Source organism: Serratia sp. CY32780 (genome assembly GCF_052169135.1).
Taxonomy (GTDB): Bacteria; Pseudomonadota; Gammaproteobacteria; order Enterobacterales; family Enterobacteriaceae; genus Serratia; species Serratia sarumanii.
Genome location: NZ_JBJNLI010000002.1, coordinates 129717 through 155778 on the forward strand (window position 1 = coordinate 129717; position 26062 = coordinate 155778).

Consider the following 26062-nt stretch of genomic DNA (forward strand, 5'->3'; position numbering starts at 1 on the left):
CTGAAATGAATCAAACAGTTAAGCCGGAACGACGCCTTACGGCCCTCATCTCAGCTTACACGTGTTTACTTTTTTCTGCGCAGTCTACCTAGTCTCAGACAGGGGGAAAAGCGATTTCAGCGTAGAAGTGTGAGCCAAAACTCAGTCCGGCTTCCGCACTTTCATTGGTTGGACAAAACGGGGAGGAAAAGGTTTGCTGATGGCAATAAAACGCGGCCCATCCGGGCCGCCGCATCGAGTTAGTTTAAAATACCAGCCGGAAAGTAAAAATCAGAATATTAATTTATATTAATTATTTTTGCTGAACGAACAAACTCACTCTGAAAATAAGTTATTTTATCGCCGTAAAACCAAGAAACATCTTAATAAAAACACAGATAGTTCTTAGTTTTTATCATGAGAAAAAAACGCTCAGTTGAATATTATCTTTATGTGGCTCCCATTCTTTATCGCTTTACTTTGGGTTACCTGCCTCAATCAGGACGGATTTCATCCACTGGTGGCCTTTATCCCGCTCGGAGGATTCATGCCAGGAGAGATAGCAGGTGGCTTTATTCTCGTTGCCACATAAAGGAACCGCCTTTATTTTCAACGCTTCCGTCTGCTGTCGCACCAACCAAGCGGGCGCAATCGCCACCATTTCCGTTTGCGACACCATATTCAACACGCTGTAGAGATCCGTGCACTGTTGCGTCACGGCGCGCAGCATCGGCTCCTCTAAATAAAAAGGTTTACTGAACGATCCAAAACTCTCCAGGGAAACCGCAGCGTGCTGCTCGGCCAGCATGTGCTCCGGCGTCACCTCCTCGCCTATTCTCGGATGCGCCTGCGCAACCGCCAGCACTAATTCGTCGTCGAACATCGCCAGGCTGCGAAACTCCGCCGATTCGAAACGGCTGTAGCCGATGACAAACTCGACGTCCTGATAACGCAATTGATGCTCAATATTATTGTTGATGTACGACTTTATTTGCAGGTTAAGCTGCGGCGCGATCTGTTTGACGTGATTGATTATCCCGGCGCCCAGACGCAAATCGAGCGGGCTGCACAGCGACAGGGAGAACGCTCGCGTGCTGGTCAGCGGTTCGAACTCGGCGCCCGGCAACTCATTTTGCACCAGCTGCAGCGCTTGCCGCACCGGCCCAAAAAGCTGCCTGGCCCGCATGGTGGGCTGGATCCCGCGCCCACAGCGCACGAAAAGCTCATCGTTGAACATCACCTTCAGGCGCGCCACCGCGTTGCTCACCGCCGGCTGCGACATCCCTAACGAATTAGCGGCTCGCGTAATATTTTGCATTTGCATCACGGCGTCAAACACCGTCAGCAAATTAAGATCGACGCTGCGCAAATGAATGTCCGCCGGCTCTTTGACCATGGCGATTTCTGAATCATATTCAGCCATATTTCACTCCACTAAATCCTGTGTAGATAATCTAATCCTTATGCTCGACAAACAATGAAACGCCGCATTGTCTTATCTTTGCACGACAAATCCTGCCATTACCGCCATCAGCCGATAAAAAACCTCGTGTTATCGTCACGATATAAGTCGTATGTGGAATACATGTCAGAAGCATCTCCCGTCAGCGGGAAGAATGCCACCTGGGTGGTACTAATAATTAGGTATCAACAATGATTAAGACAATTAAACAACCTAACCGCACAGTATGAGACAAACTATAGAAACACATCATAAGCAATCAAACCATCTAAAAACACCGCTCACTTTGTGTAAAAACGCATTATTTTGTTATATTATGACTAAAACAATCGATTAATCATATGAATTCAATTTAAATCATTTGTATTAAAAATGTTATTTTATTGCCCCCCGTGATTAATTCCTCTTATTTTTTCATCACAAATCTTAACGCAACGAAATCCAGAAGCAATTAGCGCAGTATATATTCGATTCGTTTATGCTAAGCAGCACGCAAACTGGCCCCGTTTTTTCTCTAGGGCGTCGCTTTTTTGCCGCATGATCCTCTGTTCGGCCGATTCGCCGATGCATTGTCCCCGCATTCAATCAGGTGTTGACATCGCCAGGGCAATCACGTATCAAATTAGGCAGACACCCCATTTAAGAGAAGCTGAACCCTTATGATCCGTACTCACCGTCTACTAGGCCTACTACTTAACGCATCTTGTTTGCGCGGTATGCCTGTGGACGAAGTTCGGAGCTGACTCAGCCGATCACCCATAAGAAACCCGCGCTACTGCGCGGGTTTTTTTTTGCCCGCTTAGCGTGAAATCAACACGATAAGGAATGCACCGATGAGCCAACAAGTCATTATTTTCGATACCACGCTGCGTGATGGCGAACAGGCATTGCAGGCCAGCCTGAGCGTAAAAGAGAAGATTCAGATTGCGCTGGCGCTGGAGAGAATGGGCGTCGACGTGATGGAGGTCGGCTTCCCGGTCTCCTCGCCGGGCGACTTCGAATCGGTGCAAACCATCGCGCGCCAGATCAAGAACAGCCGCGTCTGCGGCCTGGCCCGCTGCGTAGACAAAGACATCGACGTGGCCGCCGAAGCGCTGCGCGTCGCCGAAGCGTTCCGCATCCACGTATTCCTGGCCACCTCGACCCTGCACATCGAATCGAAGCTGAAACGCTCGTTCGACGAAGTGTTGGAGATGGCGGTGCGCTCGGTCAAACGCGCCCGCAACTACACTGACGACGTAGAGTTCTCCTGTGAAGACGCCGGCCGCACGCCGATCGACAATCTGTGCCGCGTGGTCGAAGCCGCCATCAACGCCGGCGCCACCACCATCAATATTCCGGACACCGTCGGTTACACCACGCCGAACCAGTTCGGCGGCATCATCACCACCTTGTATGACCGCGTGCCAAACATCGACAAAGCCATCATTTCCGTGCACTGCCACGACGATTTGGGCATGGCGGTCGGCAACTCCATCGCCGCGGTTCAGGCCGGCGCCCGTCAGGTTGAAGGCACCCTGAACGGCATCGGTGAGCGCGCCGGCAACTGTTCGCTGGAAGAGGTGATCATGGCGATTAAGGTGCGCCAGGACATCATGAACGTGCACACCAACATCAATCATCAGGAAATCTTCCGTACCAGCCAGATCGTCAGCCAGCTGTGCAACATGCCGATCCCGGCCAACAAGGCGATCGTCGGCTCCAACGCCTTCGCCCACTCCTCCGGCATTCACCAGGACGGCGTGCTGAAAAACCGCGAAAACTACGAAATCATGACCCCGCAGTCGATCGGCCTGAAGGACGTGCAGTTGAACCTGACCTCCCGCTCCGGCCGGGCGGCGGTGAAACACCGCATGGAAGAGATGGGCTACCAGGAGCAGGACTATAACCTGGATACCCTGTACGCCGCCTTCCTGAAGCTGGCCGACAAGAAGGGCCAGGTGTTCGACTATGACCTGGAGGCGCTGGCCTTCATCAACAAACAGCAGGAAGAGCCGGAGCACTTCAGCCTGGGCTACTTCAGCGTACAGTCCGGCAGCAGCATCATGGCCACCGCCTCGGTGAAACTGATCTGCGGCGGCGAAGAGAAAGCCGAGGCCGCCACCGGCAATGGCCCGGTCGATGCGGTTTATCAGGCAATCAATCGCATCACCGACTACCCGATCGAGCTGGTGAAGTACCAGTTGACCGCCAAGGGCCATGGCCGCGACGCGCTGGGCCAGGTGGATATCGTGGTCTCTTACAACGGCCGCCGCTTCCACGGCGTGGGTCTGGCGACCGACATCGTCGAATCTTCCGCCAAGGCGATGGTGCACGTGTTGAACAATATTTGGCGCTCACAGCAGGTAGAAAAAGAAAAGCAGCGCCTGCAGCAAAACAAACATCAAAATAATCAGGAAACGGTGTGAACATGACGAAGACTTATCACATTGCCGTCTTGCCCGGAGACGGCATCGGCCCGGAAGTAATGGCTCAGGCGCGCAAAGTGTTGGACGCGGTGCGTCAACGCTTTGACATTCGCATCACCACTGCCGAATACGACGTCGGCGGCATCGCCATCGATCGCCACGGCAGCCCGCTGCCGCCGGCGACCGTCGCCGGCTGCGAGCAGGCCGACGCCATCCTGTTCGGTTCGGTAGGCGGCCCGAAATGGGAACACCTGCCGCCGGCCGAGCAGCCGGAACGCGGCGCGCTGTTGCCGCTGCGCAAGCACTTCAAGCTGTTCAGCAACCTGCGCCCGGCACGCCTGTATCAAGGGCTGGAGGCATTCTGCCCGCTGCGCGCCGACATCGCCGCCCGCGGCTTCGACATTCTGTGCGTGCGCGAACTGACCGGCGGCATCTACTTCGGCCAGCCGAAGGGCCGCGAAGGCCAGGGCATGCAGGAGCGCGCTTTCGATACCGAGGTGTATCACCGTTTCGAGATTGAACGCATCGCGCGCATCGCCTTCGAATCCGCCCGCAAGCGCCGCCACAAGGTGACGTCGATCGACAAGGCCAACGTGCTGCAAAGCTCCATCCTGTGGCGTGAAGTGGTCAATCAGGTCGCCAAGGATTACCCGGACGTGTCGCTGTCGCACATGTATATCGACAACGCTACCATGCAGCTGATCAAGGATCCGTCCCAGTTCGACGTGCTGCTGTGCTCCAACCTGTTCGGCGACATTCTGTCCGACGAGTGCGCGATGATCACCGGCTCGATGGGCATGTTGCCGTCCGCCAGCCTGAACGAGCAAGGCTTCGGCCTGTACGAACCGGCGGGCGGTTCCGCGCCGGATATTGCCGGCAAAGGCATTGCCAACCCGATTGCGCAGATCCTGTCCGCCACCCTGCTGCTGCGTTACAGCCTGGGCGCCGATGAAGCGGCCGACGCCGTGGAGCGCGCCATCAACCAGGCGTTGGAACAGGGCTACCGCACCGCCGATCTGGCCGGTGACGGCAAAGCCGTCAGCACCGATGAAATGGGCGACATCATCGCTCGCTTTGTAGCTCAGGGGGCATAACATGGCCAAGACCTTATACCAGAAGCTGTACGACGCCCACGTAGTGCACGAAGCGCCGAACGAAACGCCGTTGCTGTATATCGACCGTCACCTGGTGCACGAAGTCACTTCGCCGCAGGCGTTCGACGGCCTGCGCGCCATGGGCCGCAAGGTGCGCCAGCCCGGCAAAACCTTCGCCACCATGGATCACAACGTGTCGACCCAGACCAAAGACATCAACGCCAGCGGCGAGATGGCGCGCATCCAGATGCAGGAGCTGATCAAGAACTGCGCGGAATTCGGCGTTTCGCTGTATGACCTGAACCACCCGTTCCAGGGCATCGTGCACGTGATCGGGCCTGAGCAAGGCATGACGCTGCCGGGCATGACCATCGTTTGCGGCGACTCGCACACCGCCACCCACGGCGCTTTCGGCTCGCTGGCGTTCGGCATCGGCACCTCCGAAGTGGAACACGTGCTGGCGACCCAGACCCTGAAGCAGGGCCGCGCCAAGACCATGAAGATTGAAGTCACCGGCGACGCCGCCGAGGGTATTACCGCCAAAGACATCGTGCTGGCGGTGATCGGCAAAACCGGCAGCGCCGGCGGCACCGGCCACGTGGTGGAGTTCTGCGGCAAGGCGATCGAAGCGTTGAGCATGGAAGGCCGCATGACCCTGTGCAACATGGCGATCGAAATGGGCGCCAAAGCCGGGTTGGTCGCGCCGGACGACACCACCTTCGCCTACCTGAAGGGGCGTCAGTTCGCGCCAACCGGAGAAAACTGGGAGCAGGCGGTCGCCTATTGGCGCACGCTGAAGTCCGATGCCGAAGCCCAATTCGATACCGTGGTGACGCTGCGCGCCGAAGAAATCGCGCCGCAGGTCACCTGGGGCACCAACCCCGGCCAGGTGATCGCCGTCAATCAGGCGATCCCGGCGCCGGAATCGTTCAGCGATCCGGTCGAGCGCGCCTCCGCGGAAAAAGCCTTGGCCTACATGGACTTGAAACCGGGCATCAAATTGACCGACGTGCCGATCGACAAAGTGTTCATCGGCTCCTGCACCAACTCGCGTATCGAAGATCTGCGCGCGGCGGCGGCGATCGCCAAGGGGCGCAAGGTCGCCAGCGGCGTGCAGGCCATCGTGGTGCCGGGCTCCGGCCCGGTGAAGGCCCAGGCGGAAGCCGAAGGGTTGGACAAAATCTTTATCGAAGCCGGTTTCGAATGGCGTTTGCCGGGCTGCTCGATGTGTCTGGCGATGAACAACGATCGCCTGAATCCGGGCGAACGCTGCGCGTCCACCAGCAACCGTAACTTCGAAGGGCGTCAGGGCCGCGGTGGGCGCACCCACCTGGTCAGCCCGGCGATGGCCGCCGCGGCCGCCGTTGCCGGTCACTTCGCCGACATCCGTGATATTCACTAAGGGGCTAACGTGGCTAAATTTACTCAACATACCGGCTTAGTGGTGCCTTTGGATGCGGCCAACGTCGACACCGACGCCATTATTCCCAAGCAGTTTTTACAGAAGGTCACCCGCACCGGCTTCGGCCAGCACCTGTTCAACGACTGGCGCTTCCTCGACGACGCCGGCCAGCAGCCGAACCCGGAATTCGTGCTGAACAAACCGCGCTATAAAGGCGCCAGCATCCTGTTGGCGCGCGAGAACTTCGGCTGCGGCTCCTCGCGCGAACACGCGCCCTGGGCGCTGACCGATTACGGATTCAAAGTGGTGATCGCGCCGAGCTTCGCCGATATCTTTTACGGCAACTCGTTCAACAACCAGCTGTTGCCGGTGACGCTGAGCGAACAGCAGGTGGATGAGCTGTTCAAGCTGGTGGACGCCAACGAGGGAACGGAGTTCGTGGTGGATCTGGAGAACCAGACGGTCAACGCCGGCGGCAAAAGCTATCCGTTCGAAATCGACAGCTTCCGCCGCCACTGCATGATCAACGGGCTGGACAGCATCGGCCTGACGCTGCAGCACGAAGCGGACATCTCCCGCTACGAAGCGCAGCAGCCGGCGTTTTTGAATTAATCCCCTTCACCCGCCGCCCGGCGGGTGAGTTTTTTTCCTCACCAGTAGCCCAGCAGCTTCCACCATGCTCCGCCGATCACTATCCAGATCAGCAAGTTAACCACGCTCATCACCCATCCCGCTTTCCACCATTCCCCCAGCGTCACGTAGCCGGAGCCGAAGACGATCGGCGCGGTGCCGGTGCCGTAATGCGTCAGCGACATCATCAGCGAGGAAGAGAACGCCAGGATCAGGCCCAGCAGCGCCGGTGGCGCGCCGAGCGCGATGCCGGCGGCGAAGAAAGCGGCGAACATCGCCGTCACGTGCGCGGTGGTGCTGGCGAAGAAATAGTGCGAATACAAATAGATGAGAGTCAGCAAGATCGTGCCGCCCACCCAGCTCATGCCCATATGGTCGATGCCGTTGCCCACGGTTTGCGACAGCCAGCCGATCAGCCCCAGTTTGCCAAGGAAGCTGGCCATCATCACCAGCGCCGAGAACCACACCACGGTGTCCCAGGCACCTTTATGCTTGAGCACATCCTCCCAGCTCAGCACTCCGGTGGCCAGCAGCACCGCCAGGCCGATCAGCGCCGCGGTGGTGGGATTGACCGCCAGCGCCGGGCCGAAGATCATCGCCGGGATGCCGGCCCACAGCACCAGCAACAGCGCGAACACCCCGAGGGTGATTTTCTCCGGCAGCGTTACCGGCCCCAGCGCCTGCAGTTTTTCGCGCGCGAAGCGCGGCGCGTCCGGGGTACTTTTCACCTCCGGCGGATACAGCAGATAGATGACCAGCGGCATCACGATCAGCGAGCACAGCCCCGGCACCAGAGCGGCGACTGCCCACATCGACCAGGACAGCTCGAAGCTGCCGTGTGTGCCTTTGGCGATCAGGCTGACAATCAGCGGGTTAGGCGCGGTAGCGGTGATAAACATCGCCGAGGTGACCGGGTTGATGTTGTAGTTCACCAGCGACAGGTAGCGGCCGATTTTGCCGGAGGTATTGAGCTCGGGTTTGGAGCCGAAGCTGTCGGCGATCGACTTCATGATCGGGTGAATGATGCCGCCGCCGCGCGCGGTGTTGCTCGGCGTCACCGGCGCCAGCGTGGTTTCCGCCAGCGTCAGCGCATAGGCGATGCCCAGCGTTTTTTTGCCGAACAGCGAAATAAAGTAATAGCCTATGCGCGCGCCCAGCCCGGTTTTATTCAGGCTGAGGGAGATCATGATCGAAAAGCCGATCAGCCAGATCAGCTGGTTGGAAAAGCCGCTGAGCGCGTCGTCCAGCGCGGCGCCCGGCTTGCCGGGATTGGTGACGCCGGTCACCGCCACCAGGGCGATGGCGATCACCGAAACTGCGCCGATCGGCATCGCCTTGCCGATAATGGCGATGATGGTGCCGATAAACAGCGCCAGCAGCTGCCAGGCATTAGGCGCGACGCCCTCCGGCACGGGAATGAGGAACCAGATAATCAGCGTGGCGGCAAGGGCGCACAGGGAAGGAAGCGGTTTGAGCGGTGTGAGTTTATCCATAACGTTCCCACTGTTCTAAACGACAAGGCGGCATCTCAATAGCGAGATGGGCGTGGGCGCAACGATCGCGCGCCATATGTCTTCAGCTTGGGCGTCCGGTTCAGCCTTCTCAATGACTTGCATCAAGAATGCCGTCGTTTGACCTCACACTTCACGCACTTTGGCGCTCATCCCGAGCGCCGCCAGCGCCAACAGCGCCGCCATCCAATACACCGAGCCATGACCGAAATTCTCCACCAGCGCGCCCTGCAGCACCCCGGCCAGGATCACCCCGGTAGAGATGCTGTTGGTGAACAGCGTGGTGGCGGCGCCCGGCCGGCCCGGCATCAAATCCTGAAAATAGAGCATGCCGATACCGGCGACGATGCCGATAAACACCGCGTTGAGCAACTGCAGCGCGATCAGGGCCGGCTTGCTCTCCAGCACCGTCAGCCCGAGATAAAACAGCACGCCCGCCGCCACCGCCAGCAGCATCATGTTGCGTTTGCCGAAGCGTTGGACGTAATAACCGGCCAACAGCATCGCCGGGATCTCTAACCCGGCGGCGGTGCCCATCAGCACCCCGGCCAGCCCCTCCGGCAGGCCGAGATCGGCGGTGATATACAGCGGCATATCGATGATGTACAAGGTATTGCAGGTCCACATCAGCATCGAGGCGATGAACAGCAGCCGCACATCGCGATTGCGCCAGGCGCTGGCGGGCGCAATCGGCGCGGAAGCGCCTTCCCGCAACCCTTCGCCATCCGCCGCGCGCGGCACCGAAGGCAGCATGAATCCTACCAGCAGCACGCAGACCGCGAAGGTGGCGGCGGCGATCAGGAACATCACGGTGAACCCGTAGCTGAGCGCCAGCGCAAACGACAGCGGCGGGCCAATCACCCACGCCAGCGATAGCTGGGCGCGCATCACCGAGCTGAACATCACCACTTCACGCGCCTCGCTGTCGGCGTATTCCCGCGCCAGCGCGAAAATCTGCGGCATGGCGGTGTTGGCAACGGCGGACATCAGCACCCCGGCGGTGATCAGCGTCAGGTAGTCGCGGTTAAAGGCAAACAGCAGACAGTTGCCGACCGCCATCAGGCAGCACAGCAGGATCAGCCTGCGCCGATCGCCGCGGGTATCGGAGCGTTTGGCCAGCAGAAAACTGACGACGATGCCGGCCACCGCGTTGGCGGTGTAAAACAGCCCGACCCACAGCGGCCGCACCTTGACCTCGGTGGTCAGAAACAGGCTGAGCGTCGGCGTCAGCAACGCGCCGGCGATGCCGGAAAGAAAAGCAATCAGCAGGAATGCGGCAAAGATGGGATTGATGCGCTGTGACAACCGGCTCAGGCGTTGCATATCGTCTTCCCTGACCTCAAAGCAGAAGAAAGAACCTTAGGCCACGGCGAGAAAAATGCAAGCGCATCGCCATGACCACGCATAAAAAAACCAGTGGGTCACCCCACTGGCTGGTGAAACAGCACCATTACTCAGAAATTGGTTGCCGCGGCCCCTACAGGTGCTCGCGATACTGCTTATCGGTCATCTCTTTGATGTCCCATTGCGTCAGGTGCGCCAGCATCGCCAGCCGCGCCTGTTCGGGCACCACGCTCAGCCAGTCGGCGCGCTGGCGGCGCACCGCGCTGAAGTAGCGCTGATAGAACTGTCTGGACAAGAAAGCTTTCATGATTACGCCCTCCCCTTTCACTGATGAAAATTATCGGCGTAATATAGGGAAAGAAAAATTGACGAGTTGAGGCAGGAGCGTTCCTCTTTTATGTCCACGTCCCGATTGCAGCAGCAGTTCATCCGTCTGTGGCAACGCTGCCACGGTGAAACCACCGACACCACGCTGCAGGCGCTGGCGGAGGTGCTCAGCTGCTCGCGGCGCCACGTGCGCTCCCTGCTGAGCGCCATGCAGCGGGAAGGCTGGCTCACCTGGCAGGCGGAGTCGGGGCGCGGCAAGCGTTCGCGGTTAACCTTCCACTACACCGGCCTGGCGCTGCAGCAACAGCGGGCCGAGGAGCTGTTGGAACAGGACCGCATCGATCAGTTGGTGCAGCTGGTGGGCGACAAAAACGTGGTGCGCCAGATGCTGCTGTCGCAGTTGGGGCGCAGCTTCCGCCAGGGAAAACATATCCTGCGGGTGCTCTACTACCGGCAGCTGTACAACCTGCTGCCCGGCTCGGCGCTGCGGCGTTCGGAAACCCATTTGGCGCGCCAGATCTTCAACGGCCTGACGCGCATAAATGAGGAAAACGGGGAACTCGAGTCCGATCTGTCTCACCATTGGCAGGCGCTGACGCCGCTGCACTGGCGGTTTTACCTGCGTCCGGCGATCCATTTTCATCACGGCCGCGAGCTGGAGATGGCGGACGTCATCACTTCCCTCTCACGTCTGACCTCGCAACCGCTGTTCTCGCATATCGAGAGCGTCACCTCGCCGACGCCGTTCGTGATCGACGTTCAGCTGCGCAGCCCCGACCACTGGCTGCCCTGGCTGCTGGGCAGCGTGCAGGCCATGATCCTGCCGCGCGAATGGCGCGAACTGCCTGATTTCGCCCGCCATCCGGTCGGCACCGGCCCCTACCGCATGGTGCGCAACCATCCCAGCCAGATGAAGATCCACGCCTTCGACGACTATTTCGGCTACCGGGCGCTGATCGACGAGGTGAACATCTGGGTGCTGCCGGAGTTTTCCGAAGAGCTGGTGCACTCCGGCGTGCAGCTGCAGGGCGATGAAACCGGCAACAGCGAGCTGGAAAGCCGGCTGGAAGAAGGCTGCTATTTCCTGCTGTTCGATCAGCGCTCCCCGCTGGCCGCCGATCCCGCCATTCGCAGTTGGCTGTGCGAATTGATCAACCCCATTTCGCTGCTGAGCCACGCCGGGCCGCTCTACCAGCGCTATTGGTCGCCGGCGTACGGCCTGCTGCCGCGCTGGCACCACAACCGCACGCTGGCGCAGCAGCCCAAGCCCGCGGGCCTGACCGAACTGACGATGACCCACTTCAATGAGCATTCGGAGTTTCACGCCATTCGCCAGGCGATCGAACCGCTGCTGGCGCAGCACGGCATCCGCCTGATTGTGCAAAGCGTGGATTACGCCACCTGGCACCAGGGCGACGCGCGCAGCGATCTGTGGCTCGGCAGCGCCAACTTCTATCTGCCGCTGGAGTTTTCGCTGTTCGCCACGCTGTACGAACTGCCGCTGGTGCAGCACTGCATGAACGAAGATCTGGCGCAGGACGCGGCGCTGTGGCGCGCCAACCGCTTGCCGCTGGCGGAGTTCTGCCAGCGTCTGGTCAGCAACCACCAGCTGCATCCGCTGTTCCATCACTGGCTGCAGTTGCACGGCCAGCGCAGCATGCGCGGCGTGCGGATGAACACCCTCGGCTGGTTCGACTTCAAGTCCGCCTGGTTTGCCCCGCCGGAGGCATAAGCGCCTTTCGCCCGGGTCGGTTAATCTTTACAATAGCGCCGTCTCAACGGGGTGCGGTAAGTCGGGCCGCATGATAAGCCCGATTTTCCGCTGAGAGCACACCCGTCGAACCTGATCCGGTCAATACCGGCGGAGGGATTTGAGCCCAGCGAACCGGCGACGCCGCCTCGCCCCCTCAGATGCCCTTGCCCCCTTATTTTTCAGGAGTGCAACGTGGTCAAAACATATCTGCCCTGCTTATTGCTGCTGTGCGCCGCGCCGGTGTTCGCCAAGCCGACGCTGACGGTTTACACCTACGATTCCTTCGCCGCCGACTGGGGCCCCGGCCCGGCGGTGAAAAAAGCCTTCGAAGCCGAGTGCGACTGTGAATTGAAGTTCGTCGCGCTGGAAGACGGCGTCTCGCTGCTGAACCGTCTGCGCATGGAAGGCAAGAACAGCGCCGCCGACGTGGTGCTGGGGCTGGACAACAACCTGTTGCAGGCGGCGCAGCAAACCGGCCTGTTCGCGCCGAGCGGCGTCGACACCGCCAAACTGACGGTGCCGGGCGGCTGGCAGGACGCGACCTTCGTGCCTTACGACTACGGCTACTTCGCCTTCGTCTACAACAAAGAAAAACTGAAGAACCCGCCGAAAAGCCTGCAGGAGCTGGTCAGCAGCGATCGCAACTGGAAAGTGATCTACGAAGATCCGCGCACCAGCACGCCGGGCCTCGGCCTGCTGCTGTGGATGCAAAAAGTGTATGGCGACAAGGCGCCGGCCGCCTGGCAGCAGTTGGCGAAAAAGACCGTCACCGTCACCAAAGGCTGGAGCGAAGCCTACGGCCTGTTCCTGAAAGGCGAAGGCGATCTGGTGCTCAGCTACACCACCTCTCCGGCCTATCATCTTATCGAAGAGAAGAAAGACAGCTACGCCGCCGCCACGTTCAGCGAAGGCCACTACCTGCAGGTGGAAGTGGCGGGCAAGCTGAAGGCCGCCAAACAGCCTGAGCTGGCGGAGCGCTTCATGCAGTTCATGGTGACGCCGGCCTTCCAGAATACCATCCCGACCGGCAACTGGATGTATCCGGTGATCAACACCCCACTGCCCGTCGGCTTTGAGCAGATGAACGTGCCGCATACTGCATTGCAATACAGCGCCGAAGAGGTGGCCAAACAACGCGGCGGTTGGATCCGGGCATGGCAAACCGCCGTCAGCCGCTGATCCCCCGCTGGCTCTGGCCGGGGCTGCTGGCCGCCGGCGTGATCCTGCTGGTCGCCGCGCTGGCGATGGGCTCGCTGTGGCGTCACGCGCCGGACAGCGACTGGCGCGGCCTGTGGCAGGACAGCTACCTGTGGCACGTGGTGCGCTTCACCTTCTGGCAGGCGCTGCTGTCGGCGCTGATTTCGGTGCTGCCCGCCGTTCTGCTGGCGCGCGCGCTCTATCGCCGCCGTTTCCCCGGCCGGCAGCTGCTGCTGCGGCTGTGCGCTATGACGCTGGTGCTGCCGGTGCTGGTGGCGGTGTTCGGCCTGCTCAGCGTCTATGGGCGCCAAGGCTGGCTGGCGACGCTGTGCGGCTGGCTGGGCATCGAGTATGGCTTCTCGCCCTACGGCCTGCAGGGCATTCTGCTGGCGCACCTGTTCTTTAACCTGCCGCTGGCCACCCGCCTGTTGCTGCAGGCGCTGGAGAATATCCCGGTGGAACAGCGCCAGCTGGCCGCCCAGTTGGGCATGAACGGCTGGCAGCAGTTCCGTTTCGTCGAATGGCCGGCGCTGCGCCGCCAGATCCTGCCGAGCGGCGCGTTGATCTTCATGCTGTGCTTCGCCAGCTTCGCCACCGTGCTGTCGCTGGGCGGCGGGCCGCAGGCCACCACCATCGAACTGGCGATCTACCAGGCGCTGAGTTACGACTACGATCTGGGTCGCGCCGCCATGCTGGCGCTGATCCAGTTAAGCTGTTGTCTGGGGCTGGTGTTGATCAGCCAGCGGCTGAGTCAGGCGCTGCCGGTGGGCCATACCCACGCCCAGCGCTGGCGCAACCCGGAAGACAGCCTGTGGCGGCGCGTCGGCGATTTTCTGCTGATCGCCGCCGCGCTGCTGCTGCTGCTGCCGCCTCTGCTGGCGGTGATCGCCGACGGCGCCAATCAGGCCGTCGTCAGCGTGCTGCGCCAGCCGGTGCTGTGGCAGGCGCTGTTCACGTCGCTGCGCATCGCCCTCGGCGCCGGGGTGCTGTGCGTGGCGCTCACGGTGATGCTGCTGTGGAGCAGCCGCGAACTGAAGCTGCGGCAGCATCTGCGCGGCGGCCAGGCGCTGGAGCTGAGCGGCATGGTGATCCTGGCGATGCCGGGCATCGTGCTGGCCACCGGCTTCTTCCTGCTGCTGAGCGATACGATCGGGCTGCCGCAGTCGCCCTATGCGCTGGTGATCCTCACCAATGCGCTGATGGCGGTGCCTTATGCGCTGAAGGTGTTGGAGAATCCGATGCGCGACCTCGCCGAACGTTACAACCCGCTGTGCCTGTCGCTGGATATCCACGGCTGGCAGCGGCTGCGGCTGATCGAACTGCGCGCGCTGCGTCGCCCGCTGGCGCAGGCGCTGGCCTTCGCCTGCGTGCTGTCGATCGGCGATTTCGGCGTGGTCGCCTTGTTTGGCAACGAGCATTTCCGTACCCTGCCTTTTTACCTGTATCAGCAGATAGGCGCCTACCGCAGCAACGACGGGGCGGTGACCGCGCTGCTGTTGCTGCTGTTGTGTTTCCTGCTGTTTACCCTGATCGAACGCTTACCGGGGCGCCATGCTGACGCTTGAAAAACTGACCTATCTGTATGAACACCTGCCGATGCGCTTTGATCTGCGCATCCAGCCGGGCGAGCGCGTCGCGGTGCTCGGCCCCAGCGGCGCCGGTAAAAGCACCCTGCTGAGTTTGATCGCCGGTTTTCTGCCGGCGGCCAGCGGCCGGCTGCTGCTGAACGACGAAGACCACACCGCCACGCCGCCGGCCAAACGGCCGGTGTCGATGCTGTTTCAGGAGAACAACCTGTTCGCGCACCTGACGGTGGCGCAGAACATCGGGCTGGGGTTGGATCCCGGTCTGCGCTTGACTGAACAGCAGCGCCAACGGCGGGCGCATATCGCCCGTCAGGTCGGCCTGGAGGAGCACCTGGAGCGCCTGCCGTCGCAGCTTTCCGGCGGCCAGCGTCAGCGCGCCGCGCTGGCGCGCTGTTTGATTCGCCAACGGCCGATCCTGCTGCTCGACGAGCCCTTCTCGGCGCTCGATCCGGCGCTGCGCAACGAGATGCTGCAGCTGCTGCAGACGGTGTGCGAACAGCGCAACCTGACGCTGCTGATGGTGTCGCACAACCTCGACGACGCCGCGCGCATCGCGCCGCGCACGCTGCTGGTGGTCGACGGACGCATCTACTACGACGGCCCGACGCAGGCCCTGCTGGACGGCAGCGCGCCCGAAGCGCGCGTGCTGGGCATTTCGGGTAAAGCGTGATCTGACGCGCGTTTTTTATGCTGCGCCAATAAACCTGTTGTGCGAATTTTGCGCCTGTGCTTTTATAAAAACCTGACTTTTTTTACTGATGATAAGGTTCCCTGTGATCGCATCCTCGCTGACTTCGACCCTACTAGTTACCGCGCTACCAGCCGCGGTGGTCGTCGTGCGTGTGGTGGTGGTCGTCGGCAATGCGCCGTAGGGTCCGAATCAACGCATCGATTCCCAAACCCCGCCGGCGCAAACCGGGCGGGGTTTCTTGTTTTAGCACCCTGCCCAGAAAAGCTCACCGGCCTTGAGAAAGGACAGGAACATGGCAACTTCGGGCACGCCTCAGCCGGGCACCAGCTTCACCGGCGCACAATTGATCGTTCATCTGCTGGAGCGGCAGGGCATCACCACCGTCGCCGGCATTCCCGGCGGCGCCGCGCTGCCGCTGTATGACGCGCTGAGCCAAAGCACCCGCATTCACCACGTGCTGGCGCGCCACGAACAGGGCGCGGGCTTTATGGCGCAGGGCATGGCGCGCGCCAACGGCAAAGCGGCGGTGTGCATCGCCTCCAGCGGGCCGGGCGCCACCAACCTGGTCACCGCCATCGCCGACGCCAAGCTCGACTCCATTCCGCTGGTGTGCATCACCGGGCAGGTGCCCTCTTCGATGATCGGCACCGATGCGTTCCAGGAAGTGGACACCTACGGCATTTCCATCCCGATTACCAAGCACAACCATCTGGTGCGCGATATCCGCGAGCTGCCGCAGGTGATCGGCGACGCGTTCCGCATCGCCGAATCCGGCCGCCCAGGCCCGGTCTGGATCGATGTGCCGAAAGACGTACAAACCGCCACCATCACCCTGGAAGAGCTGCCGCCGATCGCCGTGCCGGACGCCGCCCCAACCTTCGATCCGGCGCTGGTTGCGCAGGCCGCCGCGATGATCAACCAGGCGAAACGCCCGATCCTCTACCTGGGCGGCGGCATCATCTGCGCCGAGGCTCACCGGCAGGCGCTGGAACTGGCCGAGCGCGCCGGTCTGCCCACCACCATGACGCTGATGGCGCTGGGGGCGATGCCGGTGGAACACCCGCTGTCGCTGGGCATGTTGGGCATGCACGCGGCGCGCAGCACCAACTTCATTCTGCAGGAGGCCGATCTGCTGATCGTGCTGGGCGCGCGCTTCGACGATCGGGCAATCGGCAAAACCGAGCAGTTCTGCCCTAACGCCGCCATCATTCACGTGGATATCGATCGCGCCGAGCTGGGCAAGGTCAAACAGGCCAACGTGGCGATCCATGCCGACGTCGGCCAGGTACTGCAACAGCTGCTGCCGCAGATCGACACGCAGCCGCGCAGCGCGTGGCTGAGCACCGTCAACGACCTGAAGCGCGAGTTCCCGTTCAACATGCCGAACGCCGACGATCCGCTGAGCCATTACGGCCTGGTGCTGGCCGCCGCGCGCTGCGTGGACGACAGCGCCATTATCACCACCGACGTGGGCCAGCATCAGATGTGGGTGGCGCAGGCCTATCCGCTGAGCCGGCCGCGCCAGTGGCTGACGTCGGGCGGCCTGGGCACCATGGGCTTCGGTCTGCCGGCGGCGATCGGCGCGGCGCTGGCGGAGCCCGAGCGTAAAGTGCTGTGCTTCTCCGGCGACGGCAGCCTGATGATGAACATTCAGGAAATGGCCACCGCGGTCGAACACGATCTGGACGTGAAAATCATTTTGATGAACAACCAGGCGCTGGGGCTGGTGCACCAGCAGCAAACCCTGTTCTACCAGCAGCGCATCTTCGCCGCCGCCTATCCGAAGCGCACCGATTTCCTGAAGATCGCCGCCGGATTCGGGCTGGATACCTGCGATTTGAACGCCGCGGAAGATCCGCAGGCCGCACTGGCCGAAGCGATCCAACGCCCGGGCCCCTGCCTGATCCACGCGCTGATCGACATCAACGAAAAAGTGTTCCCGATGGTGCCGCCGGGCGCCGCCAACATCGACATGATTGGAGAATAAGCCATGCTGCAACCACAAGATAAACCCCAGGTGATCCTGGAGCTGGCCGTGCGCAACCATCCCGGCGTCATGTCGCACGTTTGCGGGCTGTTCGCTCGCCGCGCGTTCAACGTCGAAGGCATTCTGTGTCTGCCGCTGAAGGACGGCCAGCAGAGCCGCATTTGGCTACTGGTGGCCGACGACCAACGGCTGGAGCAGATGATAAGCCAGGTGGAAAAGCTGGAAGACGTGCTGCAGGTGAAGCGCCACAGCGAAGACGTGCGGGTATTTGAACAGCTGGAAGCGTTCTTCCAGTAAGGCGAACGGGGGCTGACGCCCCCTATCCATTATGATGATTGCCCGGACAGCACCTGCCACAACAGGTGCCGATACACCGGCATCAGCGGCTGCTGGCTCAGCAGATAACCGACCGACAGCGCCGCCAGCCAACTCACGGCGCACACCACGCGCAGCCGCAGCGGCGTCAGCCAACGGCTCAACCGATCGGCGTTGCGCTTGCCCTCACGCCACCAGCGCCAGCTCAGCCACACCGCCAGCCAGAGGGTGAGCGCCGCGGCGAGCAGCAACCACTTGAACATCGCGCTGTTGGCGCCGGCGGGAATGTCGATCGCCACGCCCGCCAGGATGCCGGGGAAAAAATAGACCGGCGGCCAGGTCAGGCAGCCGATGATGTTCGGCAAGGCAAACTTGTACGGCGGCAGATCGAGCATGCCGGCCACCATCGGCACCAGCGGGCGCGTCGGGCCAACGAAGCGGCCGATCAGAACGGTCGCCATGCTGTGCTGGTGCAAGGCGTGTTCGGTTTTGTCGAGCAGCGCTTTGTTCTTCTTCAGGAACGACCAGCGGTGCAAGGGCCCTTTGAAGGCGCGGCCGACGAAATAGGAGATCCAGTCGCCGAGCAGGCAGCCGACGATCCCCGCCGCCCAGGCGTAGTAGAAGTCCACCTTGCCGCTGCCGATCAGGGCGCCGATGCTGGCCATCATCACCGTGCCGGGCAGCAGCAGCCCCACCAGCGCCAGCGACTCGAGAAAAGCGACCAGCAGGACGACCATCAGGGTGAAAGCCAGTGACTGGGTGATCAAATCTTGTAAATAGGCTTCCATTACACCTCTGCGGATTATTCGGCCAAACGGGGCGAAGGATTTTCCAGTGCAGCCGCAGACGAGTCAATCGATGAATTGTATGCGTATTTGGCAGCGCCGAACGCCGATGGACAATGACTGTATAAAAACACATACTATAATTTATCTATATTAGCGCCAAAACCGACATCTCGCTGAATGTCGCGCACGCCGCCCGGCGGAAGACGAAGGGGTTATGACAGCACTGCAACAGGGTTTCCTGCTCACTCGCCACTGGCGCGACACGCCCGCCGGCACCGAGGTCGAATTTTGGCTGGCGACCGACGCGGGCCCGCGTCAGCTGCGCTTGCCGCCGCAAACCTCGGTGGCGTTTATCCCCGCCGAACAAAAGCCGCGCGCGGAACTGCTGCTGCGCGAAGAACGGCAGGTGGAACTGAAACCGCTGGCACTGACGGATTTTCATCACCGCCCGATGCTGGGGCTGTACTGCCGCCAGCACCGTCAGCTCATCAAGCTGGAAAAACTGCTGCGGGAAGGCGGCGTTACGGTCTACGAGGCCGACATTCGCCCGCCCGAACGCTATCTGATGGAGCGCTTCATCACCGCGCCGGTGTGGTTCAACGGCCAGGCCAACGGCGGCGGGCCGTTGCTCAATGGCCAGATGAAGCCGGCGCCGGACTACCGCCCGACGCTCAGGCTGGTGTCGCTGGATATCGAAACCACCGCCCACGGCGAGCTTTACTCCATCGCACTGGAAGGCTGCGGCCAGCGGCAGGTCTACATGCTGGGGCCGGCCAACGGCGGCGATGCGCCGCTGGATTTCGATCTGGAATACTGCGCCAGCCGCCCCCAACTGCTGGAACGACTCAACGCGTGGCTGGAGCGCCACGATCCCGACGCCATCATCGGCTGGAACCTGGTGCAGTTCGATCTGCGGGTGCTGCAAAAGCACGCCGAACGCTACCAGATCCCGCTGCGGCTGGGGCGCGGCGGCAACCTGCTGGAGTGGCGCGAGCACGGCTTCAAGCAGAATCACTTTTTCGCCGCCGCCGCCGGCCGCCTGATCATCGATGGCATCGAAGCGCTGAAGTCCGCCACCTGGAACTTTCCCTCCTTCAGCCTGGAATACGTTTCGCAGGAACTGCTGGGTGAAGGCAAGGCGATCGACAACCCTTATCAACGCATGGCGGAGATCGACCGGCGCTTCGCCGAAGACAAGCCGGCGCTGGCCCGCTACAACCTGAAGGACTGCGAGCTGGTGACGCGCATCTTCGCCAAGGCCGATCTGCTCAACTTCCTGCTGGAACGCGCCACCGTCACCGGGCTGGCGGCCGATCGCAGCGGCGGATCGGTGGCGGCCTTCAGCCACCTTTATATGCCACGCATGCACCGCCTGGGCTTTGTCGCCCCCAACCTCGGCGAACAGCCGGAGGAACACAGCCCCGGCGGCTTCGTGATGGACTCCCGGCCCGGCCTGTACGATTCGGTGCTGGTGCTGGACTATAAAAGCCTGTACCCGTCGATCATCCGCACCTTCCTGATCGATCCGGTCGGGTTGGTGGAAGGCATGCGCCACCCAAACGACGCCGATTCGGTGCCCGGCTTTCGCAACGCCCGCTTCTCGCGCAGCAAACACTGCCTGCCGGCGATCGTCGAGCAGATCTGGCAGGGACGCGAGGCCGCCAAGCGCCAACACAACAAGCCCCTGTCGCAGGCGCTGAAGATCATCATGAACGCGCTGTACGGCGTGCTGGGATCGAGCGGCTGCCGCTTCTTCGATCCGCGGCTGGCGTCGTCGATCACCCTGCGCGGCCACGAGATCATGCGTCAAACCCGCGAGCTGATCGAAGCCGAAGGTTATCAGGTGATTTACGGCGATACCGACTCCACCTTCGTGTGGCTGAAACAGCCGCATGACGAGCAGCAGGCGGCGCAGATCGGCCGGACGCTGGTGCAGCGGGTCAACGCCTGGTGGCAGCAGCATCTGCAGCAGCAGTTCGGGCTGGAGAACGCGCTGGAGCTGGAGTTCGAAACCCACTATTCCCGCTTCCTGATGCCGACCATTCGCGGCGCCGAACAGGGCAGCAAGAAGCGCTACGCCGGCCTGATCGCACGCGGCGGCGGCGAGGAAGAGATGGTGTACAAAGGCCTGGAAACGGTGCGCACCGACTGGACGCCGCTGGCGCAGCAGTTCCAGCAGCAGCTCTATCAGCGCATCTTCAAACGGCAGCCCTACCAGGACTATGTGCGCGACTACGTCGGCAAAACCCTGAACGGCGACTTCGACGATCAGCTGGTGTACCGCAAGCGCCTGCGCAGGAAACTCGACGACTATCAGCGCAACGTGCCGTCGCACGCCCGCGCCGCGCGCATCGCCGACGACTACAACCGCAGCCAGGGGCGGCCGCTGCAGTATCAGAACGGCGGCTGGATCAGCTACGTGATGACCGTCGCCGGGCCGGAACCGCTGGAAACGCGCCATTCGCCCATCGACTATCAGCATTACCTCGAACGCCAGCTGCAACCGGTGGCAGACGCTATACTCCCTTTCTTGCACGACGATTTCACCACGCTGGTCACCGGGCAGATGGGGCTGTTTTGAGATTGCGCCAGGTTAAGAAAAATCATCCGGTTTTGCAGGTGACGAACGCGCCGCCTTCCATTACCATAGCGCCCTTCCCAAAACTGAACCACGCTTAGCCCTGCCGTCTCACGACGTCTGCATGGCGTGAACGGCTATTGCCCGTCAAATTTAAAACAAACCGGGATAGCAGACGTTCAGTACAGGTGCCGCGGCCCTTCCCGCCCGGTAACAAGACTTACTTACAAAGAATCGAGCCGACAATATATGCCTTTTACTCTTGGTCAACGCTGGATCAGCGACACGGAAAGCGAATTAGGACTGGGCACCGTCGTGGCGCTGGACGCGCGCATGATTACCCTGCTTTTCCCCGCCACCGGTGAAAACCGCCTCTATGCCAGAAACGATTCGCCGATCACCCGCGTGATGTTCAACCCGGGCGATACCGTCAGCAGCCACGAAGGATGGCAGCTGCAGGTGGAAGAGGTGAAAGAGGAAAACGGTCTGTTGACCTATATCGGCACCCGCCAGGACACCCAGGAGAGCGGCGTGGCGATGCGCGAAGTCCTGCTGGACAGCAAGCTGACCTTCAGCAAGCCGCAGGATCGTCTGTTCGCCGGCCAGATCGACCGCATGGACCGTTTCGCGCTGCGTTTTCGCGCGCGCAAGTACCAGAGCGAGCAGTATCGCCTGCCGTTCGCCGGCCTGCGCGGCATGCGCGCCAGCCTGATCCCGCACCAGTTGCACATCGCCCATGAAGTCGGCCAGCGCCATGCGCCGCGCGTGCTGCTGGCGGACGAAGTCGGCCTCGGCAAAACCATCGAAGCCGGCATGATCATCCACCAGCAGCTGCTGGCGGGCCGCGCCGAGCGCGTGCTGATCGTGGTGCCGGAAACGCTGCAGCACCAGTGGCTGGTGGAGATGATGCGCCGCTTCAACCTCTACTTCTCGCTGTTCGACGACAGCCGCTACGCCGAAGCCAAGCTCGACAGCAGCAACCCGTTCGAAACCGAACAGCTGGTGATCTGCTCGCTGGACTTCGTGCGCCGCAACAAGCAGCGCCTGGAAGAGCTGGCGGACGCCCAGTGGGATCTGCTGGTGGTTGACGAAGCGCACCACCTGGCCTGGAGCGAAGAAGCGCCGAGCCGCGAATATCAGGTGATCGAACAGCTGGCCGAGCATATCCCCGGCGTGCTGCTGCTGACCGCCACCCCGGAACAGCTGGGCCAACAGAGCCACTTCGCGCGCCTGCGCCTGCTCGATCCAAACCGTTTCCACGACTACGGCGAGTTCGTCGCCGAGCAGCAGAAATACCGCCCGGTGGCCGACGCCGTCACCCTGCTGCTGAGCGGTAAACGCCTGGCCGACGACAAATTGAACCTGTTGGGCGAGCTGATCGACGAGCAGGACATCGAACCGCTGCTCAAAGCCGCCAACAGCGAAGGCGACAACGCCGAGCAGGCGCGCCAGGAGCTGGTTTCCATGCTGATGGATCGCCACGGCACCAGCCGCGTGCTGTTCCGTAACACCCGCAACGGCGTGAAGGGCTTCCCGCACCGCAACCTGCACCAGATCAAGCTGCCGTTGCCGACCCAGTATCAGACTGCGATCAAAGTGTCCGGCATCATGGGCGCCAAGAAGTCCGTCGAAGCGCGCGCGCGCGACATGCTGTACCCGGAGCAGATCTACCAGGAATTCGAGGGCGAAAACGCCACCTGGTGGAACTTCGACCCGCGCGTCGAGTGGCTGCTGGACTACCTGCTGGCCAACCGCAACGAAAAAGTGCTGGTGATCTGCGCCAAGGCCGACACCGCGCTGCAGCTGGAGCAGGTGCTGCGCGAGCGTGAAGCGATCCGCGCCGCGGTGTTCCACGAAGGGCTGTCGATTATCGAGCGCGACCGCGCCGCCGCCTACTTCGCCTCCGAAGAGGAAGGCGCGCAGGTGCTGCTGTGTTCCGAGATCGGCTCCGAAGGCCGCAACTTCCAGTTCGCCAGCCAGCTGGTGATGTTCGATCTGCCGTTCAACCCGGACCTGCTGGAACAGCGTATCGGCCGTCTGGACCGTATCGGCCAGATGCACGATATCCAAATCATGGTGCCTTACCTGGAGCACACCGCGCAGGCGGTGCTGGGTCGCTGGTTCCACGAGGGGCTGGATGCCTTCGAACACACCTGCCCGACCGGCCGCACCATCTACGACAGCTGCTACGAGCAGTTGATCGGTTATCTGGCCGCGCCGACCGAACAGGAAGGCTTTGACGAATTCATCCACGCCTGCCGCCAGCAGCACGATCAGTTGAAAGCGCAGCTGGAACAGGGCCGCGACCGCCTGCTGGAGATGCACTCCAACGGCGGCGACAAAGCCCAGGCGCTGGCTGCCGCCATCGCCGAGCAGGATAACGACGTCAATCTGGTGGGCTTCGCGCTCAACCTGTTCGACATCGTCGGCATCAACCAGGAAGACCGCAGCGACAACCTGATCGTGCTGACGCCGTCCGACCATATGCTGGTGCCGGACTTCCCGGGCCTGCCGCAGGACGGCTGCACCGTCACCTTCGATCGCGATCGGGCGCTGTCGCGCGAAGACGCGCAGTTCGTCAGTTGGGAACACCCGATCATCCGCAACGGCCTGGATCTGATCCTGTCCGGCGATACCGGCAGCTGCGCGGTGTCCCTGTTGAAAAACAAAGCGTTGCCGGTCGGCACCCTGTTGGTTGAGCTGGTGTACGTGGTGGAGGCTCAGGCGCCGAAGCACCTGCAGCTGACCCGCTTCCTGCCGCCGACGCCGATCCGCATGCTGATGGATCGCAAGGGCACCAATCTGGCGGCGCAGGTCGAGTTCGAAAGCTTCAACCGCCAGCTGAACGCGGTCAACCGCCACACCTCCAGCAAGCTGGTCAACGCCGTGCAGCAAGACGTGCACGCCATGCTGCAGCAGGCGGAAAGCCTGGTGGAAGCGCAGGCGCGCACGCTTATCGAACAGGCGAAGCAAGAGGCGGACGACAAGCTGAGCGCCGAGCTGGCGCGTCTGGAAGCGCTGAAGGCGGTCAACCCAAACATCCGCGACGACGAAGTCGAAGCGCTGGAGTTCAACCGCCGTCAGGTGCTGGCCAACCTTAATGAAGCCGGCTGGCGTCTCGACGCCATTCGTCTGGTGGTGGTCACCCACCAGTAACCGGCGCGACGCGGGGCGGCAACCGCCTCCCCGTTCGGCCCTTTTCGCGGAGCCAAGATGGAACCCTACAATCCCCCGCAGGACCCGCTGCACATCCTGTATCAGGATGAACACATCATGGTGGTCAACAAGCCCAGCGGCTTGCTGTCGGTGCCCGGCCGCGCGCCGGAAAACAAAGACAGCCTGATGACCCGCATTCAGGCCGATCATCCGGCCGCCGAATCGGTGCACCGGCTGGACATGGCCACCAGCGGGGTGATCGTGGTGGCGCTCAACAAGGCCGCCGAGCGCGAGCTGAAGCGTCAGTTCCGCGAACGCGAACCGAAGAAATCCTATATCGCCCGCGTTTGGGGGCATATGGCGCATGACGAAGGGTTGGTGGACTTGCCGCTGATCTGCGACTGGCCGAACCGGCCGCTGCAAAAGGTGTGTTTTGACACCGGCAAAGCGGCGCAGACGGAGTATCAGGTGCTGTCGCGCGACGCCGACGGCAGCACGCGCGTAAAGCTGACGCCGATCACCGGCCGCTCGCACCAGCTGCGGGTTCACATGCTGGCGCTGGGGCATCCGATCCTCGGCGACGGTTTCTACGCCCCGCCGGAGGCCAAGGCGATGGCGCCGCGGCTGCAGCTGCATGCGCAAGAGTTGCGCATCACCCACCCCGCCTTCCAGACGCCGATGCACTTTCGCGCCGAACCGGATTTCTGAGGCTAATCTCAGGGATACCCTAAATAATTCGAGTTGCAGGAAGGCGGCAACTAAGCGCAGCCCCGGGAGCGTACAAAAAGTACGTGACCGGGGTAAGCGCAGGCAGCCAACACACCTGCAGCTCGAAGTATGACGGGTATCGTTATTTGAAGCCTTTCTCGCGTTTGATCAGATCGTACGCCGCCTGAATTTCCTGCGCTTTCTGCTTGGCCATTTCCATCATCTGCGGCGGCAAGCCCTTCGCCACCAGCTTATCCGGATGGTGTTCGCTCATCAATTTGCGGTAGGCGCGTTTGATGGTGGCGGCATCGTCGCTGCTGCGCACGCCGAGCACCTTGCACGCATCGTCGAGCGTCGGGCCGCGCTGAGCCTGCTGATAGCCGCCCTGCGAATACCCGCCCTGCTGACCGCCGCCGAACTGACGCCCGCCCTCCATCATGCTGAGAAATTGATCGAACTGCGCATGCGAAATGCCCAGCTCTTCGGCGATGACATACAGCACCTGGCGTTCATTCGGGTGCAGCGAGCCGTCGGCGAACGCCGCCTGAATCTGAATTTCCAGAAACATCCGAATCAAATCGAAGCGGCCAAAACAAATGCTGCGGAACTGCTGCAGCGTCTCACGCAGCGGGAACTGGCTCTGTTTCCCCTCGCGGAACGCCTGCTGCGCCGCGGTGCGCGCTTCGCCGTGCAGCTGCAGGCGATCCATGAACAGGCTGGCGATCTGGATATCTGCCTCGGTAACGCGTCCTTTGGATTTGGTCAGGTGGCCCATCACCTGAAAAGTGGTGCGGAAAAACAGCGTTTGCCGCGTTTGCTGGTCGGTGAAGAAACCCCGGCTGCGCTTATTGCTGCGCGCCGTATCGATCATATGACCGATAATCAGCCCCAGAACTACACCCCAGAATCCCGCGCCAGACCAAATGGCGACGATGACGCCGAGCAGTTTTCCCCAATACTGCATATACTCCTCAATTATCATGCCGAAAGCCGCCCGCCCCCTTCGCTTCAGGAAAGGGCGCAGGCGATTTTTCCCAGAATTTGGATTATCATACCTGTCATTTATCTTTGCGCCTAACGACGACGCAAGTAAACGGCTGGATTTAGCACTAGCGCAACGCAGATGAGTAATATAGTCTCTGACCG

20 protein-coding genes and 1 riboswitch are annotated in these 26062 nt (G+C 61.5%); of the genes, 14 read left to right on the forward strand and 6 right to left on the reverse strand.

All coding sequences use genetic code 11. The features are described from left to right. Window positions 1–454: 454 nt before the first annotated feature. The gene (leuO, locus tag ACJ8HH_RS14165; RefSeq protein WP_060422459.1) at window positions 455–1402 is read right to left on the reverse strand and encodes a transcriptional regulator LeuO; all 948 of its coding nucleotides are present in this window, start codon (window positions 1400–1402) and stop codon (window positions 455–457) included. A gap of 872 nt (window positions 1403–2274) precedes the next feature. Between leuO and leuA the strand changes: the two genes are divergently transcribed. The 4 genes from leuA to leuD are packed head-to-tail and all read left to right on the forward strand — an operon-like array spanning window position 2275 to window position 6957. Then, complete coding sequence (gene leuA, locus ACJ8HH_RS14170) at window positions 2275–3849, forward strand: 2-isopropylmalate synthase (RefSeq protein ID WP_004932820.1); 1575 nt, start codon at window positions 2275–2277, stop codon at window positions 3847–3849. A 2-nt stretch (window positions 3850–3851) separates the two neighbouring features. Continuing rightward, a complete protein-coding gene (leuB, locus tag ACJ8HH_RS14175) occupies window positions 3852–4943 on the forward strand; it encodes a 3-isopropylmalate dehydrogenase (protein ID WP_033649192.1) in 1092 nt (363 codons plus the stop codon). A 1-nt stretch (window position 4944) separates the two neighbouring features. Then, a complete protein-coding gene (gene leuC, locus ACJ8HH_RS14180) occupies window positions 4945–6345 on the forward strand; it encodes a 3-isopropylmalate dehydratase large subunit (protein ID WP_041033249.1) in 1401 nt (466 codons plus the stop codon). A 9-nt stretch (window positions 6346–6354) separates the two neighbouring features. Next, window positions 6355–6957, forward strand: a complete 603-nt coding sequence (leuD, locus tag ACJ8HH_RS14185; RefSeq protein WP_025159634.1) for a 3-isopropylmalate dehydratase small subunit — start codon at window positions 6355–6357, stop codon at window positions 6955–6957. 38 nt (window positions 6958–6995) lie between these two features. On the opposite strand, the gene ACJ8HH_RS14190 is transcribed toward leuD, so the two are convergent. From ACJ8HH_RS14190 to sgrT, 3 genes are all read right to left on the reverse strand, one after another. After that, the gene (locus ACJ8HH_RS14190; protein WP_033649188.1) at window positions 6996–8468 is read right to left on the reverse strand and encodes a DASS family sodium-coupled anion symporter; all 1473 of its coding nucleotides are present in this window, start codon (window positions 8466–8468) and stop codon (window positions 6996–6998) included. Between the two features lie 144 nt (window positions 8469–8612). Next, window positions 8613–9809: a sugar efflux transporter gene (locus ACJ8HH_RS14195; RefSeq protein ID WP_033652907.1), complete on the reverse strand. Its 1197-nt coding sequence runs from the start codon at window positions 9807–9809 to the stop codon at window positions 8613–8615. Window positions 9810–9963: 154 nt separating this feature from the next. Continuing rightward, complete coding sequence (gene sgrT / locus ACJ8HH_RS14200) at window positions 9964–10137, reverse strand: glucose uptake inhibitor SgrT (RefSeq protein ID WP_004932838.1); 174 nt, start codon at window positions 10135–10137, stop codon at window positions 9964–9966. Window positions 10138–10227: 90 nt separating this feature from the next. On the opposite strand from sgrT, the gene sgrR reads away from it, so the two are divergent. The 7 genes from sgrR to ilvN all read left to right on the forward strand — a co-directional run bounded on the left by sgrR (window position 10228) and on the right by ilvN (window position 17668). After that, complete coding sequence (gene sgrR, locus ACJ8HH_RS14205; protein WP_197766264.1) at window positions 10228–11889, forward strand: HTH-type transcriptional regulator SgrR; 1662 nt, start codon at window positions 10228–10230, stop codon at window positions 11887–11889. 37 nt (window positions 11890–11926) lie between these two features. Beyond that, window positions 11927–12045, forward strand: a riboswitch (TPP riboswitch). A 57-nt stretch (window positions 12046–12102) separates the two neighbouring features. After that, a complete protein-coding gene (thiB, locus tag ACJ8HH_RS14210; RefSeq protein ID WP_060443688.1) occupies window positions 12103–13089 on the forward strand; it encodes a thiamine ABC transporter substrate binding subunit in 987 nt (328 codons plus the stop codon). Further along, window positions 13065–14672: a thiamine/thiamine pyrophosphate ABC transporter permease ThiP gene (thiP, locus tag ACJ8HH_RS14215; protein WP_060426329.1), complete on the forward strand. Its 1608-nt coding sequence runs from the start codon at window positions 13065–13067 to the stop codon at window positions 14670–14672. The genes thiB and thiP overlap by 25 nt, the downstream gene beginning before the upstream one ends. Beyond that, complete coding sequence (gene thiQ, locus ACJ8HH_RS14220; protein WP_060388214.1) at window positions 14659–15363, forward strand: thiamine ABC transporter ATP-binding protein ThiQ; 705 nt, start codon at window positions 14659–14661, stop codon at window positions 15361–15363. Before thiP ends, thiQ begins: the two co-directional genes overlap by 14 nt. An 88-nt stretch (window positions 15364–15451) precedes the next feature. Then, window positions 15452–15565 (forward strand): ilvB operon leader peptide IvbL, encoded by a 114-nt coding sequence (ivbL, locus tag ACJ8HH_RS14225; protein WP_154747116.1) that lies wholly within the window; start codon window positions 15452–15454, stop codon window positions 15563–15565. 111 nt (window positions 15566–15676) lie between these two features. Next, window positions 15677–17371 (forward strand): acetolactate synthase large subunit, encoded by a 1695-nt coding sequence (ilvB, locus tag ACJ8HH_RS14230; protein ID WP_060388135.1) that lies wholly within the window; start codon window positions 15677–15679, stop codon window positions 17369–17371. Window positions 17372–17374: 3 nt separating this feature from the next. Then, window positions 17375–17668 carry an acetolactate synthase small subunit gene (gene ilvN / locus ACJ8HH_RS14235; protein WP_016929110.1) on the forward strand — a complete coding sequence of 98 codons (294 nt, stop codon included), beginning with the start codon at window positions 17375–17377 and terminating at the stop codon, window positions 17666–17668. A gap of 29 nt (window positions 17669–17697) precedes the next feature. Here ilvN and ACJ8HH_RS14240 read toward each other — a convergent pair whose 3' ends face one another. Further along, window positions 17698–18474, reverse strand: coding sequence for a DedA family protein (locus ACJ8HH_RS14240; protein WP_060426871.1), 777 nt, complete (start codon window positions 18472–18474; stop codon window positions 17698–17700). Between the two features lie 214 nt (window positions 18475–18688). Here ACJ8HH_RS14240 and ACJ8HH_RS14245 point away from each other — a divergent pair, with 214 nt between their 5' ends. From ACJ8HH_RS14245 to rluA, 3 genes are all read left to right on the forward strand, one after another. Next, entirely contained in the window at window positions 18689–21055 is a 2367-nt protein-coding gene (locus ACJ8HH_RS14245) for a DNA polymerase II (protein WP_060451829.1), read from the forward strand. Between the two features lie 246 nt (window positions 21056–21301). Continuing rightward, window positions 21302–24208 (forward strand): RNA polymerase-associated protein RapA, encoded by a 2907-nt coding sequence (gene rapA / locus ACJ8HH_RS14250; protein WP_033637081.1) that lies wholly within the window; start codon window positions 21302–21304, stop codon window positions 24206–24208. 57 nt (window positions 24209–24265) lie between these two features. After that, on the forward strand, window positions 24266–24916 hold the full coding sequence (gene rluA, locus ACJ8HH_RS14255; RefSeq protein WP_033637080.1) for a bifunctional tRNA pseudouridine(32) synthase/23S rRNA pseudouridine(746) synthase RluA: 651 nt from the start codon (window positions 24266–24268) through the stop codon (window positions 24914–24916). A 142-nt stretch (window positions 24917–25058) separates the two neighbouring features. Here rluA and djlA read toward each other — a convergent pair whose 3' ends face one another. Beyond that, the gene (gene djlA, locus ACJ8HH_RS14260; protein ID WP_033637079.1) at window positions 25059–25880 is read right to left on the reverse strand and encodes a co-chaperone DjlA; all 822 of its coding nucleotides are present in this window, start codon (window positions 25878–25880) and stop codon (window positions 25059–25061) included. Window positions 25881–26062: the final 182 nt, after the last annotated feature.